The organism is Paucibacter sediminis (genome assembly GCF_030254645.1).
GTDB classification, from domain to species: Bacteria; Pseudomonadota; Gammaproteobacteria; order Burkholderiales; family Burkholderiaceae_C; genus Paucibacter_B; species Paucibacter_B sediminis.
Genome location: NZ_CP116346.1, coordinates 2,732,531 through 2,750,061, shown reverse-complemented (window position 1 = coordinate 2,750,061; position 17,531 = coordinate 2,732,531). Strand labels below are relative to the sequence as shown.

Genomic DNA, 17,531 nt, shown 5'->3' with positions numbered 1-17,531 from the left:
GGACGGATGAGCGCCTGGCAAACGGGAAAGCCCTGATCGGTGCGCAGCACGACTTCGGTGTCGCGCCGCCTCAGAAAATCAGGCTGCCCGGCAACAGATTGGCCTGTTGATCGACAAAGCGGATGCTGCCGTAGCAAGCCTCGGCGCGCCCCGGGCTGTTGTCGGCGTCGGTCATGAGCGCGGCGCCGACCATGCGGCCCGGTTCCTCGCCAAAGGCTTTCTTGAAGTCGGCGGCGATATCGCGGCGAAAGCTCTGCCATTGGCCCGCCGCATCATTGCCAACCACGATCTTGCGAATGCGGTCCGTGCGGGCATTGACCACCACCGTCTCGGGCGTGCGCCGCGGGTCCCACACATACATCAGGGTCGCATAGGGCGGCGATTCGCCGGTCAGCACGCGCGCCAGCTCGAACAGCATGCGATTGCGCCCCGAAAGCCGTGCTTCGTCACCCTCGAATGCCAGCACCAGGCGCGCCGGCGCGTCGTCCAGGTCGGGATCGGTATCGGCCGCCATCGCCTGCTTGCCGGCAATCCACCACTCGAACTCAAGCCGCTCCACCTGCTGCGGCAGCAGCGTCAGTTGCCGACGCCACAAGCTGGCTGACTCTTGCGCCTGCGCCAGCACACAAGCCTGACCTGCCCGCTGCCCCAGCGAATACTGCGTGGCGCGCTTGCCCGGTAGCTCGCGCGCCGACCAGTCCTGCAAGCCCGCGAGCGGCCGCGCGCCCTGCTGCGCCGGCTGCACATGCGAGCAAGCCGCCAGACACAGGGCAGCAGCCACCGCGAGTAGGGATCTAGCCATGGACGTACAACTCCGGTTCGGACGCAACCTGTCAACCCTAGGCCACGCGCAGAAACCCGCCGCCAATTTGGTCACGGCTTGCAGCGGCCAAGAAAAACAGGCCGCACAAGGCGGCCTGCAACGTGACGGGCATCACGCCCAACCCTTCAAACTCAGAAACGGTGACGCAGACCCACCGTGTAGCCATCGCGCTTGGTAGCGCCGTTGGCCAGGGTCAGATTGCCGCTGATCTTGGTGTGATCCAGTTCCAGGTAGGCATCGGTACGCTTGGAGAAGGCGTAGTCGGCGACGAAGGCGAAGAAGTCACCCTTGCCATTGCCGGCGGCCACATAGCCGGTCTGCTTCGCGTTCCAGTATTGCGCGCCCAGGTTCAGCTGAGGCGTCAGCTGGTAGGTGCCACCAACGCTCCACATATCGCGATGCTCGCCCAGCGCGGCGGCGGCGTTCAGTGCGCCGACGATGGAGCCTGCCAGGGTCGCGTTGGTCACGGCGCTGAAGCCGGCTTCGAACTTGTTGCGCGCCCAGCCGGCATTCAGGTACCAGGGGCCGCTGGTCCAGGCACCACCGATGGTGGTGGCCTTGACGCTCTTGCCGGCCGCATCCTTCAGGTCCAGATAAGCGCCTGCGACGGCGAACTCACCCACGGCATAGCGGAGCAGTCCACCCATGGACTTGCCGGCACCGCCCTCACCTGCGCTGGCCTGCGCCTCGGCGCGGAAGCCGCCGACTTCGATCAGGTACTTGACCATGTTGTCGTTGCGCGCGCCGAGCGAGAAGCCGATCTCAGGCTTGTAGATCTCGGCATAGGGCGAGTACTTGAACGAGGCGTAGGTGGCGGTCACCGCATCAAACAGTACGTTGTACTGGCGACCCAGGGTGATGCGACCGAAGCTGCTGGACTGAATGCCCACCCAGGACTGGCGCCAGAAATCGGCAGCAGCCACCGCGCCGGTATCGGACAGCAGACGATGCTCCAAATTGGCGATGCCCTTCAGGCCACCACCCATGTCTTCGGTAATGTTGATGCCCAGACGGCTTTGCGACATGCCGCCGGGAGCCAGGGTAGACAACGAAGAGCCCTTGCTGGCGGCATTCGGGCCGGCGTTCGTGGTGTAGCGAGCACCTGCATCAATGATGCCGTACAGGGTCACGCTCGACTGCGCATAGGCGGCACCCACGCTGCTGGCGAGGAGTCCCAAAACCAAGGTTGCCTTCTTCATCTCTATGTCTCCTGGTTAGAAAAATACCTATCGCTATTGTGGTGTGGCCCTAGGGATTCGGCCCCGCCCTGTTGCACCGATCCAACGGGAAATAACCCTGTCTCGGCGGCGACAGTTGCGCCATCGCAAACGAAAAAGGCCACCTTGCGGTGGCCTTGCAGCAAGGCGCCGAAGCGCCCAATCTGTTGATCAGAAGCTGTGGCGAATGCCCACGTCGGCGCCACGCGAGGTGCCGCCGGCATTGACCGCATTGCCGCCCGCGACCACGAACTTGGCAACGCCTTCGTTCTTGATCTGCGACAGGGTGGCGTAAATGGTCGTGCGCTTCGACAGGATGTGGTTGTAGCCCAGCGCGAACAGCTTGGCATCGCCGGCAACCTTGCCCAGTTCGGCAGCGTTGTTGGCGTTGGCATCGGCGTAGGAGAACAGCAGCTCGCCCGAGCCCACCGGCACCACGGCGCCGACTTGCCACCACGACTGCTTCAGCGACGCGAACTTGTTCTGGCCCAGCATCACCGAGGCCTTGGCCACGCCGAAGTCATACGAACCGGCAACGACGCCGAGCTTGTACTTGTTGCTGTCGACACCGCCGACGCTGTAAGCAGCGGCCACATGGACGGGGCCGGCCTTGTAGCCGAGGCGGCCGGACATGGTCTTGTTGCCATCGGTCGCTGCACCTTCGCCGGCCGCCACGTCGGCACCGCCGTACACACCACCCAGATCGCCAGGCAGCACGTAGCCAACCTGGTTGTCAGCACGGTTAGGCACGCCAGCCTTCGAGCCCAGGCCCGAGAAGATGGCGGTCACGGCACCGGTACCGGTGGTCGAATAGGGGTCGAAATCGTCGATCGTCAGGCGAGCCGCGATCTTGTGACGGCCCAGGCGCACTTCACCGAAGGCACCCGACAGGCTCACCGTGGCGCGGCGGCCCCAGAAACGCGATGCATCCACCGAGCCGGCGTCCGGCGACAGCGCGCCTTCCAGCCAGAAGCTGGCCTTCAGGCCGCCACCCAGGTCTTCCACGCCACGCACGCCCAGACGGCTGCTCGAGCGGCCGTCCGACGACAGCGTGTTGACGGTGCCGGCAGCGCCCTTGACTTGGCGCACGCCAACGTCAACGAGGCCGAACAGGGTCACCGACGATTGCGCCGAGGCGGTGCCGACCAGCGAGCCCAGCACAGCCAGAGCGATCAGGGATTTCTTCATTGGGTTCTCCAAAATTGAACAAGAGGTCTCGGCCTGCAAAGCCAAACATCCGGCCGACCGAGCCAACCTCCGCAGCGGAAGTTGCGCCTATTGCACCAGAGCCCGGCGGCCCTGGCCATAAACGGCATGCAAATTGGGGCCTTCCGTTGCCGGAGGGCAACGTCTCGCAAGCATAAAAAACCTGTCACAAAACTCAGGCAAATCCCGCAAAGGAAAACCCTCAACAGGGGTTGTGGCGGCTACCGGGCTCGTACACTGCCTGCCATGAGCCCATGCTCGACACCATGCCCCGCCTCAGCATGAACCCCGCTCCCCACCTCAATTTCGCCGACCGCCTGATCTCGTCGGCCGACCACGCATTGCGCACCATGACCGGCGCGCATGCCGGCCGCCGGCCCTCGCCTGCGGCGGGGCTCAAAGCCGAGCTGTCGGACGAAGATGGCCAGCTCGCTGGCGCGCTGATGCGCGTCAATCATGTCGGCGAGGTCTGTGCACAGGCGCTCTACCGTTCGCAAGCACTCGTGACCAGCGATGCGACCCTGCGCCACCACTTCGAGCGCGCCGCCGAGGAAGAAGTAGACCATCTGGTGTGGACACGTCAGCGCCTGGTCGAGCTGAACACCCACAGCAGTTACCTGACCCCGCTTTGGTATGCCGGCGCCTTCGGCATCGGCGTGGCGGCCGGCCTGCTGGGCGACCGGCTGAGCCTGGGCTTTGTGGTCGAGACGGAGCGGCAGGTGGAGGCCCACCTCGCCAGCCATCTGGATCGCCTGCCCGCCGCCGACCGGCCCTCCCGAGCGATTGTGGCCAAGATGCAGCAGGAAGAAGCCGCCCATGCCGAAGAGGCCATGCAGGCCGGCGCGCGCGAATTGCCTGCGCCGGTCCGCGGCCTGATGCGTCTGGCGGCACGCGTCATGACGCGCACCGCTCACCATATCTAGACCTCGACGAGTTCCACCGAGGTCGTGATCTCGGCCGTCTTGCCCAGCATGATGCTGGCCGAGCAGTATTTCTCGTGCGACAGCGCCACCGCACGCTCCACCACCGCCTGATTGAGACCGCGGCCCTGCACCACGAAGTGCATATGTATCTTGGTGAAGACCTTGGGCTCGATGGCCGCACGCTCGGCGCTGAGCTTGACCTGGCAGCCGCGCACGTCGTGCCGACCGCGTTTGAGAATCAGCACCACGTCATAGGCGGTGCAGCCGCCGGTGCCGGCCAACACCGTCTCCATCGGGCGAGGGGCCAGATTGTGTCCGCCGCCGTCAGGCGCGCCGTCCATGGTCAGCAAGTGACCGCTGCCGGTCTCGGCCACGAAAGCCATGCCTTGCTCGCCCATCCAATTGATCGTGCATTCCATCCTGCGCTCCGGTCGGGATCGTCTATCTAGAGAACTTCCTCCAATGCCAGCATGCAAATTTATTGCGATGCAACATGGCCTGGTCGTAGAATTCTAAGCAAGCGAGCCAATACAAGCGCAAACGTATGCGGACTGTGTGTTGACTGGCACCTTTTGTCTCCTCCACCGCCTCCATGGTGGATTCAGCCCGAGGCCTCACGGCCCCGGGCTTTTTTTCGCCCCGACGCGGCGAAAAGGCCGGGCCAGACCCCTGACTTATGATGGTGCACTGCAACAGCTTCATGCATTGGAGAGCATTCATGCCAGGCCCCGCCAAGTCGCGCACCCCCAAGCAGCCGCCCATGCCCGCGCTGATTCCAGCGGACAACAGCTATCTGCAGCGCATTCTGAATGCCAAGGTGTACGACGTCGCGATCGAGACCTCGCTGGATCCGGCCAAGAACCTCTCCAAGCGCCTGGGCAACAAGGTGCTGCTGAAGCGCGAGGACCAGCAGCCCGTGTTCTCCTTCAAGCTGCGCGGTGCCTACAACAAGATGGTGCATCTGAGCCGCCAACAGCTCGACAAGGGCGTGATCTGCGCCTCCGCCGGCAACCATGCCCAGGGTGTGGCGCTGTCGGCCAAGAAGCTGGGTTGCCGCGCCGTCATCGTGATGCCGGTGACCACACCCAAGGTCAAGATCGACGCCGTGCAAAGCCACGGCGGTGAGGCGGTGCTGTTCGGCGACTCCTATAGCGACGCCTACGGTCATGCCCTCGAGCTTGAGAAGGCCCAGGGCCTCACCTTCGTCCACCCCTTTGACGACCCCGATGTGATCGCCGGCCAGGGCACCGTCGCGGTGGAACTGCTGCGCCAGCACCAGGGGCCGATCGACGCCATCTTCGTCGCCATCGGCGGCGGCGGCCTGATCTCGGGCGTCGCCGCCTACATCAAGGCGGTACGGCCGGAGATCAAGGTGATCGGCGTGCAGACCAAGGACTCGGACGCGATGGCACGCTCGGTGAAGGCCGGCAAGCGCGTGCAACTGGCCGATGTGGGTCTGTTCTCGGATGGCACGGCCGTCAAGCTGGTGGGCGAGGAGACCTTCCGCATCACGCGCGCCCTGGTGGACGACTTTGTGCTCGTCGACACCGATGCCGTCTGCGCCGCCATCAAGGATGTGTTCGAAGACACCCGCAGCATCCTGGAACCGGCCGGCGCCCTGGGCGTGGCCGCGGTGAAGCAGTACGTGAAGGACAAGGGCTGCAAGGGCCAGACCTTCATCGCCATCACCTGCGGCGCCAATATGAACTTCGACCGCCTGCGCTTCGTGGCCGAGCGCGCCGAGGTGGGTGAGCAGCGCGAGGCGCTGTTCGCCGTCACCATCCCGGAGGAGCGCGGCAGCTTCAAGCGCTTCTGCGAACTGATCGGGCCGCGCAGCGTGACCGAGTTCAACTACCGCATCTCGGACGCCGAGCGCGCCCATGTCTTCGTGGGCCTGGCGGTGCACAAGCGCGACGAGGCCGACAAGCTGGCGCGCACGCTGGAGAAACAGGGTTTCGCCACCGAAAACCTCACCGACAACGAGCTCGCCAAGCTGCACATCCGCCATATGGTGGGTGGCCGAACCGAGCTGGCACGCAACGAGCGCCTCTACCGCTTCATCTTCCCCGAGCGCCCGGGCGCGCTGATGCGCTTCCTCTCCAGCATGCATCCGAACTGGAACATCAGCCTGTTCCACTACCGCAACCAGGGCGCCGACTACGGCCGCATCCTGGTGGGCATCCAGGTGCCGCGCGGCGACAACGCGGCGCTGCGCGAATTCCTGGAGACGCTCAACTACCCCTTCGTGGACGAGACCAACAACCCGGTGTACCGCCTCTTCCTGCGCTGAAGCGCTGCCCGAGAAGGGCATTTGCCGATATGTTTGTGTGAGAGATCGCACAGAATAGGCAGCCTGGCGAGCGCAAGCTGCCGCACCGGCCTCCCATGTCCATCCACCAATCGCTGATTTCACCCACCGCCAATCCCGACCTCGAGCGTTCGCTGCGCGAGCGCATCGAGCGCTCGGCCGCGTTGAGCGGAGGGCTGGGCGAGCTGGAGCCCTTGGCCGTGCGGCTGGGCCTGATCCAGAACACCCTCACGCCGCGCTTCCGCGACCCCACCCTGGCGCTGTTCGCCGCCGACCATGGCCTGGCCGTGGACGGCATCGGCAAGCTGCAGGGCCGCACCACGCGCGAGCACGCCTTGCTGGCGCTGCAGAATCGCCTGCCCTGCGCGGTGTTCGCGCGCCTGCAGGGCATGCAGCTGAGCGTGGTGGACTGCGGCATTGCCGAATCGCTGCCACCCCACCCGCGCCTGCTGGCGCGCAAGATCGCGCATGGCACGCGCAACTCGCGCGTGGGACAGGCGATGAGCATGGAACAGGCGCATGCCGGCGTGCGCGTGGGCATGGAGATCTCCGACAATTTGAGCGGCAATGTGCTGGCCTGCGCGGCCCTCGGCCAGGGCGCCGACGAGGCCGGTGCCCTGATCCTCTCGCGGCTGGTGGACATGCCGGTGCGCGAGCTGGTGGTGTCAGGGCCCGATATGCGCCAGGACGATCTGGCCCATCTGCTGGTGGTCCTGCACAGCGCCCAGGGCCGGCACCGCGACGTCAGCGATCCGATGGAAGTGCTGGCCGCCTTCGGTGGTTTCGAGACCGCCGTGATGGTGGGCGCCATGTTGGTGGGCGCCAGCAAGCGTCATCTGATCCTGGTGGACGGCATCGCCGCCTGTGCCGCGCTCAAGGTCGCGGCCATGATCGCGCCGCCGGTGACGGACTACGCGGTGTTCTGCCGCAGCAAGACGCATCGCGGCCTCGACGAGGCCTTCGCCCTCTTCCACGCCTCGGCCCTGCTGGAGCTGGGCATGGAGGCGGTCGACGGCACCGGCTCGGCGCTGGCCTGGCCGCTGATACGCAGCGCCGCGGCCCTGCTCACCGAGGTGAGGGACTTCGGCGAGGGCCCGCCCACCACCCGCCCCAACCAGCTGGCCGTCGCCTCATCGCGTTTCTAGGCCTTGCTGCAAGGGCTGGCGCAGCGGCACCGAGTTCGGCTCCGGCGCATTCGGCAGCGGCACGGACTGCATGGGCGGCAGCGGCATATTGCCCACCGCCAGCGGCGGCGGCCCGCCATTGCCGATCGGCGGCCCGTTGCCCGCATTCCCTCCCAGGATCACGGGCGATGGCGCCGCCACCGGCAGCGTGCCCGCGGCCGCTTCGGTGGGCGGCGCGAGTTGCAGCGAGAACGCCGGCACGCCGGCGCGGCCCAGGGTCACGCTGCGCGCCTCCACCGCCAGCAGGCTGTATTCACCGTCCAGCATCGCCCCCACCCGCACCGTGCGCGGCGGGCCGCCGTCCACCGTCAGCAGGGCCACGCCCTCGCCGGCATTCCAGGCGCCCGCGCGCTTGGGCGCCACCACGCCCAGCAGTTTGAAGCGGCTCTCGGCCGCCGGCTGGGCCGGCGTTTCGGCCGGCTCGCTGGCGCTGGCGCCGAACAAGCGGCTCAGGTCGGCCTGCACCACGCCGCGGTCGCCGGCGCTGAGCGCGCCGGCCGGTGTCGGCATGGCACTCGGGCCGAGTTTGAGCAGCCAGTAGCCGCCGCTGCAGGCCAGCAGCCCCCACATGAGTAAAGCCATCGTTCGCGCAAGCATGAGCCGATTATGATTCAAGCGACATCCGGTACCGGCCACTGGCATCATGCCGGTCAACACCTGACCCCACTTCAAGGCTTACGGCCTATCACCATGCATAGCCCTCAACCTCTCGGCCTGCGCCAGCGCGGCTTCACCTTGATTGAACTGCTGGTGGTGCTGGTCATCATCGGAGTGCTGGCCGCGCTGATCGTGCCCAATGTGCTGAACCGCGCCGACGACGCCCGCGTCACAGCCGCGCGCACCGACGTCAACAACCTGATGCAGGCGCTCAAGCTCTACAAGCTCGACAACCAGCGCTACCCCACCGCCGAGCAGGGCCTGGAGTCGCTGGTGCGCAAGCCCACCAGCGGGCCCACGCCGCCGAACTGGAAACCCTATGTGGAAAAGCTCCCCAATGATCCCTGGGGTCGTCCCTACCAGTACGCCAACCCGGGCGTGAAGGGTGAAATCGATGTCTACAGCTTCGGCGCTGACGGACGTGCCGGCGGCGAAGGCAACGACGCGGACATTGGCTCCTGGCAATAAGCCCCGGCCAGGCAGCGCGCGCGGCTTCAGCCTGATCGAGTTGCTGGTGGTGGTCGCGCTGATCGCGATCGCCGCCGCCACCGTCACCATGGCGATGCGCGACCCCGCCGAGGCACAGCTGCAGCGCGAGGCCGAGCGCCTCGCCGCCCTGCTCGAGACCGCACGTGCCGAGGCGCGCGCGGCCGGCCTGAGCGTGAGCTGGCGGCCGGTGCGCGACGCCTCGGGCGACGATTTCCGCTTCCAGGGCCTGCCGGCCCGCATCGCCCTGCCCAGCCGCTGGCTGGGCGCGCCGGTCGGGGTGGACATCCAGCGCGCCACGGCGCTGGTGCTGGGCCCCGAGCCGCTGATTGGCGCGCAGAGCGTGCTGCTGCGCCTGGGCCAGGAGCGCATCTGGGTGACCACCGACGGCATGGGCCCCTTCGAGGTGCGCCATGACGGCGGCGCTGCGCCATGAGCGCGCGCCAGGCCGCGCGCGGCTTCACCCTCATCGAGGTGCTGGTCTCGCTCACCATCGTGGCCATCACCCTGGGCGCCGGCATCAAGGCGGCGGGCGCCCTGACCGGCAATGCCGAGCGCCTGGCCAAGATCGGCTCGGCCCAGTGGTGCGCCGAGAACCAGCTCACCGAGATGCGCCTGGGCAAGCAGTTCCCTGGCGTGGGCGACAGCGAATTCGCCTGCGAGCAGCTGGGCCTGCATTACCTCGGCCGCCTGGTCGTGCGGCCCACGCCCAACCCCAGCTTCCGGCGCGTCGAGGCGGTGATGCGCGACGCCGAGGGTCAGGTCTTGCTGAGCATCTCCACCATCATGGCGCGCTACTGATGCGGCAGGATCGCGGCTTCACCCTCATCGAAGTGCTGGTGGCCCTGCTCATCATGGCCACCATGGCGGTGATGTCCTGGCGCGGCATCGACGCCATCATGCGCACGCGCGAGGTCAGCCAGGCCAGCCTGGAGCGCAGCGCGCGCCTGCAGACCGTGCTGGCGCAATGGGAGCAGGACCTGCACGCGGTGCAGGACAGCGGCCGCGTCCCGCCCCTGGCCTTCGACGGCTCCACCCTGCGCATCACCCGCACCCATGCCCAGGGCCTGCAGGTGGTGGCCTGGAGCCTGCGCAACGGCCAGCTCTACCGCTGGGCCGGCGCGCCCGCCGCCACGCAATCGGCGCTCAACGAGAGCTACCAGCGCAGCCTGCAGGCCTGGGCCCAGGACGCCGGCCAGCTGCGCGCGCTGGAGGGCCTGGCCGGCTGGCAGCTCTACTACTACCGCGTCAATGCCTGGACCAATGCGCAATCCAGCGGCGATGTGCAGGCGCCCGGCCCGGCTGCATCGGGCGCCAGCGGCAGCCAGCCCCTGCCCAGCGGCGTGCGCGTGATCCTGCAATTCGCGCCCGGCAGCGGCTTCGGCGGACCGCTGACGCGCCAGGTACTGCTGGAGCCCGGCACATGAGGCCCCTGCAACGGATGGGCCGGCAAGCCGGGGCGGCCCTGCTCACCGCGATGCTGATCGTGGCGATGGTGAGCAGCCTGGCGGCCGGCATGGTGTGGCGCCAGTACCGCGCGGTGCAGATCGAGGCGGCCGAGCGCGCGCGTGCCCAGGCCAGCTGGATCCTGCGCGGCGCGCTCGACTGGGCGCGCCTGATCCTGGCCGAGGATGCGCGCCGCGTCGGCAACGAGCCCGAAACCGACCATCTGGGCGAGCCCTGGGCCGTGCCCCTGGCCGAGGCCCGCTTGAGCACCTTTCTGGCGGCCGACAAGGGCAATGCCGACGACGGCCCGGAGGCCTTTCTGTCCGGCAGCATCCACGACGCCCAGGCCCAGTACAACCTGCGCAACCTGGTCGTCAGCGACCCGAGCTCGCCCGGCGCGGCCCAGGAGCTGGCCACCTTGGTGCGGCTGTGCGAGAGCGCCGGCCTCAGCAACGACGTGGCCGCGCTGCTGGCGCAGAAGCTGCGCCTGGCCTTTGCCAAGAACGAGGACAACAGCGACGGCCTGCTGCAGCCGAAGAGCCTCGCCCAGCTGAGCTGGCTGGGCCTGCAGCCCGAGAGCGTGGAACGCCTGCGCCCCTGGGTCACCCTGCTGCCCACCGCCACCCCGGTGAACGTGAACACGGCGCCGCGCGAGGTGATCGCGGCGGTCTTCAACACCGACCTCGCCACCGCCGAGCGCGTCGTGCAGGCGCGCAAGGCCGCGCCGCTGCGCAGCATCGAAGAGTTGCGCGCCTACCTGCCGCCCAATGTGCCGCTGAGCAACGAGCGCGCCGCGGTGAAGACCGACTACTTCATCGTGATGGGCCGCCTGCGCCTGGACGAGCGCGTGCTGGAGGAGCGCTCGCTGGTGCGGCGCGTCGGCCGCGAGATCCAGGTCTTGAGCCGCGAACGTGTCAATCTGGTGCTGGAGGGTTCGCGATGAGCCAGCCACCCGGGATAGCCTCCTAGAATGCCGCACCGAGACCATCGTCAATGAGCACCCTCCTCATCTATTTGCCCACGCGCAGCCGCTTGCGCACACAGGCGCGCCCGCCCGGCCCGGGCGAGGGGCAGCCGCGCGGCGAGCAGGGCCCGGAATACGACTACCTCTACAGCGACGACGGCCTGAGCCTGGCCTCGGAGGGCCGGCGCCCCGCCGGCCAACTGCCCAAGGCCGACAACGTGGTGGCCCTGGTCGGCGACGCCGAACTCAGCTGGCACCAGCTGCAGCTGCCCAGGGCCAAGGGCAAACGCCTGCGCGCCGCACTGGCCGGGCAGATGGAGGACCTGCTGCTGGACGACCCCGAGGGCCTGCACTTCGCCATCGAACCCGAGGCCATGGGCGGCGACCATGCCTGGGTGGCGGTGCTGGCGCGCGCCTGGTTGAGCGAGCACCTGGCCGCGCTGGACCAGGCCCATGTCGCGGTGGACCGTGTGCTGCCCCTGTCCTGGCCCGATGCCAGCGCGCAGGGCCACTTCTTTGGCATCGCCGATGCGCCCGACAGCGAGGCGCTCGCGCTGCGCTGGAGCGCCGCCGATGGCGTCAGCACCCTGCGGCTGGAGGGCAGCTTTGCCCGCAACCTGTTTGCGCCCGGCGTGGTGCAGGCGGCGCGCTGGAGCGCCGAGCCCGAACTGGCCGCCGCCGCCGAACGCTGGCTGGGCACCACCGTGAGCCCGCAGACCGCGGCCCAGCGTGCCCTCGCCGCCCTGCAATGCCCCTGGAATCTGCGCCAGTTCGAGCTGGCACCGCGCACGCGCGGCCTGCGCGCGGTGCGCCAGCTGGTGCGCGCCTTTCTGCATCGCCAGTGGCGCCCGGTACGCTGGGCCCTGGCGGGCCTGCTGCTGGTGCATCTGCTGGGCCTGAACCTGTGGGCCTGGCAACAGCGCGGCCTGCTGGAGGCGCGGCGCGCCGAACTCGGCCACATCCTCACACGCAGCCACCCGCAGGTACGCGCGGTGCTGGACGCGCCGATCCAGATGCAGCGCGAGACCGATCTGCTGCGCGCCAGCGCCGGCCGCCCGGGCGACCAGGATCTGGAAACCCTGCTGGCCGCCGCCGCCACCGCCTGGCCGGGCGACCGCGGGCCGCTGGAAGCGCTCTCCTTCGAGACCGGCCGGCTGATGATTTCGGCCAATGGCTGGAGCGAGGCGCAGATCCAGACCTTCAAGAAACAACTGCAGAGCGAGGGCTGGCAGCTCGAGCTCAACGACGGCCGCATGAGCCTGAGTCGCGCCAGCCAGGGAGGCCGCCCATCATGACGCCAGGTTTGCACCGCAGCCGTTCCAGCGACGGGCCGCTGGCCCAGTTGCGCCAACAGCTGGCGCCGCTGGTCAGCGCCTGGCAGGGGCTCGGGCCGCGCGAGCGCCTGGGCGCCCAGGCCGCCGGGCTGACGCTGGCGCTGCTGCTGTTCTGGCTCATCGCGGTGGCACCGGCGCTGCGTACCCTGCGCAGCGCACCGGCCCAGCTCGATGCGGTGGAAGCCCAGCTGCAGGACATGCAACGCCTGGCGCAGGAAACCCGCGAGCTGCGCGAGCTGCCGGCCGTGCCGCTGAGCCAGGCCACCGAGGCGCTCAAGGCCGCGAGCGACTATCTGGGTGCATCCGCCTCGCTCAACATCACCGCCGATCGCGCCGTGCTGACGCTCAAGGGCGTCAGCAGCGAGGCCCTGCAGGCCTGGCTCACCGAGGTGCGCAGCGCTGCGCGCGCGCGCCCGGTGGAGGCGCAGCTGCAGCGCGGCCCGAATGGTTTCAGCGGCAGCATCGTGCTGAGCCTGGGAGGTCCGACATGAAGGCGCTCAGCCTGCGCGCCGCCAGGCCGCCCGCCGAGCCCGGTGCGCGTGCGCGCTACGGCATCGGCCTGCGCTGGCCGCTGATCGGCGCCCTCATCGGCACGCTGGTGGCGCTGATCGCCTTCGCCCCCGCCAGTTGGCTGGCGCGCGGCCTGGCCAGCGTCACGCAGGAGCAGCTGCTGCTGACCGACACGCGCGGCACCGTCTGGCAGGGCAGCGGCGTGCTGGTGCTCTCGGGCGGCGCCGGCAGCCGCGACTTCAGCGCCCTGCCCGGGCGGCTCGAATGGTCGCTGGGTCTGCAGCAGCTGGGTCTGATCCTGCGGCTGCGCCAGGCCTGCTGCCTGAACGGCGAAATGCAGCTGCTGCTGCAGCCCGGCTTCGGACACCTGGCCATCAGCGTGCCGGCACAGGGCGACTGGCAGGCGCGCTGGCCGGCCGCCTGGCTGAGCGGCCTGGGCACGCCCTGGAACACCTTGCAGCTGAGCGGCTCCGTGCGCCTCACCACGCGCGAGCTGCGCCTGGACTGGGTGCAGGGGCGTTGGCGCCAGAGCGGTGCCATCCAGCTCGATTTCATCAACCTCGCCTCGCGCGTCGCCACGCTCGCGCCGCTGGGCAGCTACCGCCTCAACATCAGTGGCGATCCAGCCAGCGGCGCCTCCCAGCTGCAGCTCAGCACCATGGAAGGCGCGCTGCTGCTGAACGGCTCGGGCACGCTGGGCGGTGCCGCCAAGGCGCGCTTTCTCGGCGAGGCCAGTGCCGCGCCGGGACGCGAGGCGGCACTCAACAACCTACTGAACATCATCGGGCGGCGCAATGGTGCGCGCTCGGTCATCTCGATCGGATGAGCATGAACAAGCAGCAGCGCAAACGCACGCACGCAAGACCCATGGCGCTGACGCTGGCCACCGCCGTGCTGCTGGGCACGCCGGCCGTCGGCCTGCAGGCCCAGGCCCGCCCACAAAGCCCGGCGCTCAAGGCCAGCACGCCGGTGACGCTGAACTTCGTCAACGCCGACATCGAGGCGGTGACGCGCGCCATCGCGGTGATGCTGGACAAGCAGATCATCGTCGACCCGCGCGTCAAGGGCACGATCACGCTCTACAGCGAGCAGGCCCTGTCGGTGCGCGAGGCCTATCTGAACTACCTGGCCGCGCTGCGCGGCCTGGGCTTCACGGTGGTGGAGAACACCGGCCTGCTGAAGGTGGTGCCCGAGGCCGATGCCAAGCTGCAGTCCGGCACCGTCACGGTGGGCGAGGGCAACCAGCGCGGCGACCAGATCATCACGCAGATCTTCATGCTGCAGCATGAGAACGCCAACAACCTGGTGGCGGTGCTGCGACCCCTGATCAGCCCCAACAACACCATCAATGCCAACCCGGGCAACAACAGCCTGGTGATCACCGACTACGCGGAAAACCTGCAGCGCCTGGGCAAGATCATCGGCGCCATGGACACCTCGGCCAGCACCGATATCGAGATCGTCACGCTCAAGCATGCGGTGGCCTCGGACATCGCCGCCCTGGTGCAGAAGCTCGCCGACGGCGGCGGTGTCGGCTCGGCCGTGGTGCCCGGCCAGAGCACGGGCGGGCTGACGGTGCTGGCCGATCCGCGCAGCAATGCGCTGATCCTGCGCGCGCCCAACCCGGCACGCCTGGCCGGCGTGCGCGCCATCATCGACAAGCTGGACCAGCCCAGCGCGGTCGGCAACGCGGCCGGCAATATCCGCGTGGTCTATCTGAAGAACGCCGATGCGGTGAAGCTCGCCACCGTGCTGCGCGCCGCCTTTAGCAGCGGCGCCGGCGGCGCCACCGGCGGCGGCAGCAGCAGCGGCTCGGGGCTCGGCAGCAGCCCGCTCACCGGCTCGCAACAGCAGAGCAATACCGCCACCAACACCGGCGCGGGCGCCACCACCGGCGTCAGCGCCGCGGCCACCACCCCGGTGGGGGCCTCGCCCACGCCCTCCACCGGCGGCTTCATCCAGGCCGACCCCTCGACCAACTCGCTCATCATCACCGCGGCCGAGCCGCTGTACCGCCAGATCCGCGCCGTCGTCGACCAGCTCGACGGCCGTCGCGCCCAGGTCTATGTGGAATCGATGATCGTCAAGGTCGACGCCAGCAAGGTGGCCGACTTCGGCGTGCAGTGGCAGAACCTGTTCGGCAACAAGGGCGACAGCACGATCTCCGGCCTGGGCACCAATTTCGGTAGCGGCAATTCCAACATCCTCAACCTCAGCGCCGCCACCGCGGGTGGCCGCACCACCGCCGGCACGGCGATCTCGGCGGGCGGCATTCCGACCGGCCTGAACGTCGGCGTGCTGAAGAAGATCGGCGACTTCTACACGCTCGGCGCGATCGCCAACTTCCTGGAGCAGCAGACCGGCGCCAACATCCTCTCGACACCGAATCTGGTGGCGCTGGACAACGAGGAAGCCAAGATCGTGATCGGCCAGAACGTGCCCTTCGTGACCGGCTCCTTCACCAACACCGGCGCCGGCACCGGCGGCACGGTCAACCCCTTCCAGACCATCGATCGCAAGGACGTCGGCCTGACGCTGCGCATACGCAGCCAGATCGGCGAGGGCGGCGCGGTGCGCATGACGGTCTACCAGGAAAATTCCTCGGTGGTGCCCAGCTCCACCACCTCCTCCGGCCCCACCACCGACAAGAGCTCGATCGAGACCACCGTGGTGGTGGACGACGGCTCCATCATGGTGCTGGGCGGCCTGCTGAAGGACGAATACACCGATGGCGAGGACAAGGTGCCCGGCCTTGGCAGCATCCCCATCATCGGCAATCTGTTCAAGAGCGAGAACCGCAAGCGCGTGAAGACCAACCTGATGGTGTTCCTGCGGCCCATCGTGATGCGCTCGCAGGACGCGGCCGACCGGCTCACGCTGGACCGCTACGAGGCCATCCGCGCCACCCAGCAGCAGGCCCAGCCCAAGGAGAGCATGCTGCTGCCCAATACCGGCGCGCCGGTGCTGCCCGAGTCGCCCAAGACCAGCGTGATCACCACGCCGGTGCGCCGCGGCGCCCCCGAGCAACCCTGAGTGCGGGCGAGAACCAGCATGGCCACCCGCCACCCCCTGCCCTACGCCTACGCCAAGGCCGCCAATGTGCTGCTGGAGGATGACGGCAACCAGCTCGTGCTGTGGGCCACGCCCGAGGTGAGCCTGGCCACGCTCTCCGAGGTGCAGCGCGTCTATGCGGTGGACCGCTTTGAAGGCATGGCCGCCGCGGCGCTCACCGAACGTATCAACGCCGCCTATGCCGGCAGCGAGTCCAGCGCCGCCATGGTGGTGGGCGAGGTGGAGAGCGCGGTGGACCTCTCGCGCATGATGCAGGACCTGCCCGCGGTGGAAGACCTGCTGGAGGCCGCCAACGACGCGCCCATCATCCGCATGCTCAACGCGCTGCTGACCCAGGCCGCCAAGGATGGTGCCAGCGACATCCACATCGAGCCCTACGAGCGCGCCAGCTCGGTGCGCTTTCGCGTCGACGGCACGCTGCGCGAGGTGGTGCAGCCCAACCGCGGCCTGCATGCCGCGCTGATCTCGCGCCTGAAGATCATGGCCGAGCTGGACATCGCCGAGAAGCGCCTGCCGCAGGACGGCCGCATCTCGCTGCGCATCGGCGGCCGCGCCATCGATGTGCGCGTCTCCACCCTGCCCTCGGCGCATGGCGAGCGCGCCGTGCTGCGCCTGCTCGACAAGACCGAATCCAAGTTCACGCTGGAAGGCCTGGGCATGGACGGCGATGTGCTGAATGCCTTCAAGCGCCAGGTGCAACAGCCGCATGGCATCGTGCTGGTGACCGGCCCCACCGGCTCGGGCAAGACCACCACGCTGTACGCCTCGCTGCAGACCGTCGACACCAGCACCACCAATGTGCTGACGGTGGAAGACCCGATCGAGTACGAGCTGCCGGGCATCGGCCAGACCCAGGTCAACGCCAAGATCGACCTCACCTTTGCGAAGGCCCTGCGCGCCATCCTGCGCCAGGACCCGGACGTCATCATGATCGGCGAGATCCGCGATTTCGAGACCGCGCAGATCGCCATCCAGGCCTCGCTGACCGGCCACCTGGTGCTGGCCACCTTGCACACCAATGACGCGCCCAGCGCCGTCACGCGCCTGATCGACATGGGCGTGGAACCCTTCCTGCTCAGCTCCAGCCTGCTGGGCGTGCTGGCCCAGCGCCTGGTGCGCAAGCTCTGCCCGGTGTGCAAGCGCCGCGACGACGCGGGGCGCTACCACCCGGTCGGCTGCGAGGCCTGCAGCAACAGCGGCTACAAGGGCCGCACCGGCGTCTACGAGCTGATGGTGGCCAATGACGAGGTGCGCCATCTGGTGCACAGCCGCGCCGAGGAACGCGAGCTGTTCCAGGCCGCCCAGGCGGCCGGCCTGCGCTCGATGCGCGAGGACGGCGAGCGCCTGGTGGCCGCCGGCATCACCTCGGCCGAAGAGGTACTGCGGGTGACTCGCGAGTAA

General features: G+C 68.5%; 18 protein-coding genes. 13 read left to right on the top strand and 5 right to left on the bottom strand.

Features of this window, described 5'->3' with window-relative positions:
* Window positions 1–70: 70 nt before the first annotated feature.
* The 3 genes from PFX98_RS12765 to PFX98_RS12755 all read right to left on the bottom strand — a co-directional run bounded on the left by PFX98_RS12765 (window position 71) and on the right by PFX98_RS12755 (window position 3,228).
* A complete protein-coding gene (locus PFX98_RS12765; RefSeq protein WP_285230887.1) occupies window positions 71–877 on the bottom strand; it encodes a DUF3047 domain-containing protein in 807 nt (268 codons plus the stop codon).
* 77 nt (window positions 878–954) lie between these two features.
* A complete protein-coding gene (locus PFX98_RS12760; RefSeq protein ID WP_285230886.1) occupies window positions 955–2,022 on the bottom strand; it encodes a porin in 1,068 nt (355 codons plus the stop codon).
* Window positions 2,023–2,211: 189 nt separating this feature from the next.
* Window positions 2,212–3,228 (bottom strand): porin, encoded by a 1,017-nt coding sequence (locus PFX98_RS12755; protein WP_285230885.1) that lies wholly within the window; start codon window positions 3,226–3,228, stop codon window positions 2,212–2,214.
* A 272-nt stretch (window positions 3,229–3,500) separates the two neighbouring features.
* Here PFX98_RS12755 and coq7 point away from each other — a divergent pair, with 272 nt between their 5' ends.
* The gene (gene coq7, locus PFX98_RS12750; RefSeq protein WP_285230884.1) at window positions 3,501–4,169 is read left to right on the top strand and encodes a 2-polyprenyl-3-methyl-6-methoxy-1,4-benzoquinone monooxygenase; all 669 of its coding nucleotides are present in this window, start codon (window positions 3,501–3,503) and stop codon (window positions 4,167–4,169) included.
* On the opposite strand, the gene PFX98_RS12745 is transcribed toward coq7, so the two are convergent.
* On the bottom strand, window positions 4,166–4,588 hold the full coding sequence (locus PFX98_RS12745) for an OsmC family protein (RefSeq protein ID WP_285230883.1): 423 nt from the start codon (window positions 4,586–4,588) through the stop codon (window positions 4,166–4,168). The two genes, coq7 and PFX98_RS12745, sit on opposite strands and share 4 nt — an antisense overlap.
* A 299-nt stretch (window positions 4,589–4,887) precedes the next feature.
* Between PFX98_RS12745 and ilvA the strand changes: the two genes are divergently transcribed.
* Window positions 4,888–6,459 carry a threonine ammonia-lyase, biosynthetic gene (gene ilvA, locus PFX98_RS12740; protein WP_425334595.1) on the top strand — a complete coding sequence of 524 codons (1,572 nt, stop codon included), beginning with the start codon at window positions 4,888–4,890 and terminating at the stop codon, window positions 6,457–6,459.
* A gap of 95 nt (window positions 6,460–6,554) precedes the next feature.
* A complete protein-coding gene (locus tag PFX98_RS12735) occupies window positions 6,555–7,622 on the top strand; it encodes a nicotinate-nucleotide--dimethylbenzimidazole phosphoribosyltransferase (protein WP_285230882.1) in 1,068 nt (355 codons plus the stop codon).
* Here PFX98_RS12735 and PFX98_RS12730 read toward each other — a convergent pair.
* On the bottom strand, window positions 7,608–8,231 hold the full coding sequence (locus PFX98_RS12730) for a type II secretion system protein N (protein ID WP_285230881.1): 624 nt from the start codon (window positions 8,229–8,231) through the stop codon (window positions 7,608–7,610). The genes PFX98_RS12735 and PFX98_RS12730 overlap by 15 nt on opposite strands.
* A 120-nt stretch (window positions 8,232–8,351) precedes the next feature.
* On the opposite strand from PFX98_RS12730, the gene gspG reads away from it, so the two are divergent.
* The 10 genes from gspG to gspE are packed head-to-tail and all read left to right on the top strand — an operon-like array spanning window position 8,352 to window position 17,531.
* On the top strand, window positions 8,352–8,786 hold the full coding sequence (gspG, locus tag PFX98_RS12725) for a type II secretion system major pseudopilin GspG (protein ID WP_285230880.1): 435 nt from the start codon (window positions 8,352–8,354) through the stop codon (window positions 8,784–8,786).
* A complete protein-coding gene (locus PFX98_RS12720) occupies window positions 8,770–9,240 on the top strand; it encodes a prepilin-type N-terminal cleavage/methylation domain-containing protein (protein WP_285230879.1) in 471 nt (156 codons plus the stop codon). Before gspG ends, PFX98_RS12720 begins: the two co-directional genes overlap by 17 nt.
* Window positions 9,237–9,605, top strand: a complete 369-nt coding sequence (gene gspI, locus PFX98_RS12715) for a type II secretion system minor pseudopilin GspI (RefSeq protein WP_285230878.1) — start codon at window positions 9,237–9,239, stop codon at window positions 9,603–9,605. The genes PFX98_RS12720 and gspI overlap by 4 nt, the downstream gene beginning before the upstream one ends.
* Window positions 9,605–10,231: a PulJ/GspJ family protein gene (locus PFX98_RS12710; RefSeq protein WP_285230877.1), complete on the top strand. Its 627-nt coding sequence runs from the start codon at window positions 9,605–9,607 to the stop codon at window positions 10,229–10,231. The genes gspI and PFX98_RS12710 overlap by 1 nt, the downstream gene beginning before the upstream one ends.
* Complete coding sequence (gene gspK / locus PFX98_RS12705; protein WP_285230876.1) at window positions 10,228–11,193, top strand: type II secretion system minor pseudopilin GspK; 966 nt, start codon at window positions 10,228–10,230, stop codon at window positions 11,191–11,193. Before PFX98_RS12710 ends, gspK begins: the two co-directional genes overlap by 4 nt.
* Before the next feature lie 50 nt (window positions 11,194–11,243).
* Window positions 11,244–12,509: a type II secretion system protein GspL gene (gspL, locus tag PFX98_RS12700; protein ID WP_285230875.1), complete on the top strand. Its 1,266-nt coding sequence runs from the start codon at window positions 11,244–11,246 to the stop codon at window positions 12,507–12,509.
* A complete protein-coding gene (gspM, locus tag PFX98_RS12695; RefSeq protein WP_285230874.1) occupies window positions 12,506–13,039 on the top strand; it encodes a type II secretion system protein GspM in 534 nt (177 codons plus the stop codon). The genes gspL and gspM overlap by 4 nt, the downstream gene beginning before the upstream one ends.
* Complete coding sequence (gspN, locus tag PFX98_RS12690; protein ID WP_285230873.1) at window positions 13,036–13,884, top strand: type II secretion system protein N; 849 nt, start codon at window positions 13,036–13,038, stop codon at window positions 13,882–13,884. The genes gspM and gspN overlap by 4 nt, the downstream gene beginning before the upstream one ends.
* Window positions 13,885–13,886: 2 nt before the next feature.
* Entirely contained in the window at window positions 13,887–16,091 is a 2,205-nt protein-coding gene (gspD, locus tag PFX98_RS12685) for a type II secretion system secretin GspD (protein ID WP_285230872.1), read from the top strand.
* Between the two features lie 18 nt (window positions 16,092–16,109).
* On the top strand, window positions 16,110–17,531 hold the full coding sequence (gene gspE, locus PFX98_RS12680; protein ID WP_285230871.1) for a type II secretion system ATPase GspE: 1,422 nt from the start codon (window positions 16,110–16,112) through the stop codon (window positions 17,529–17,531).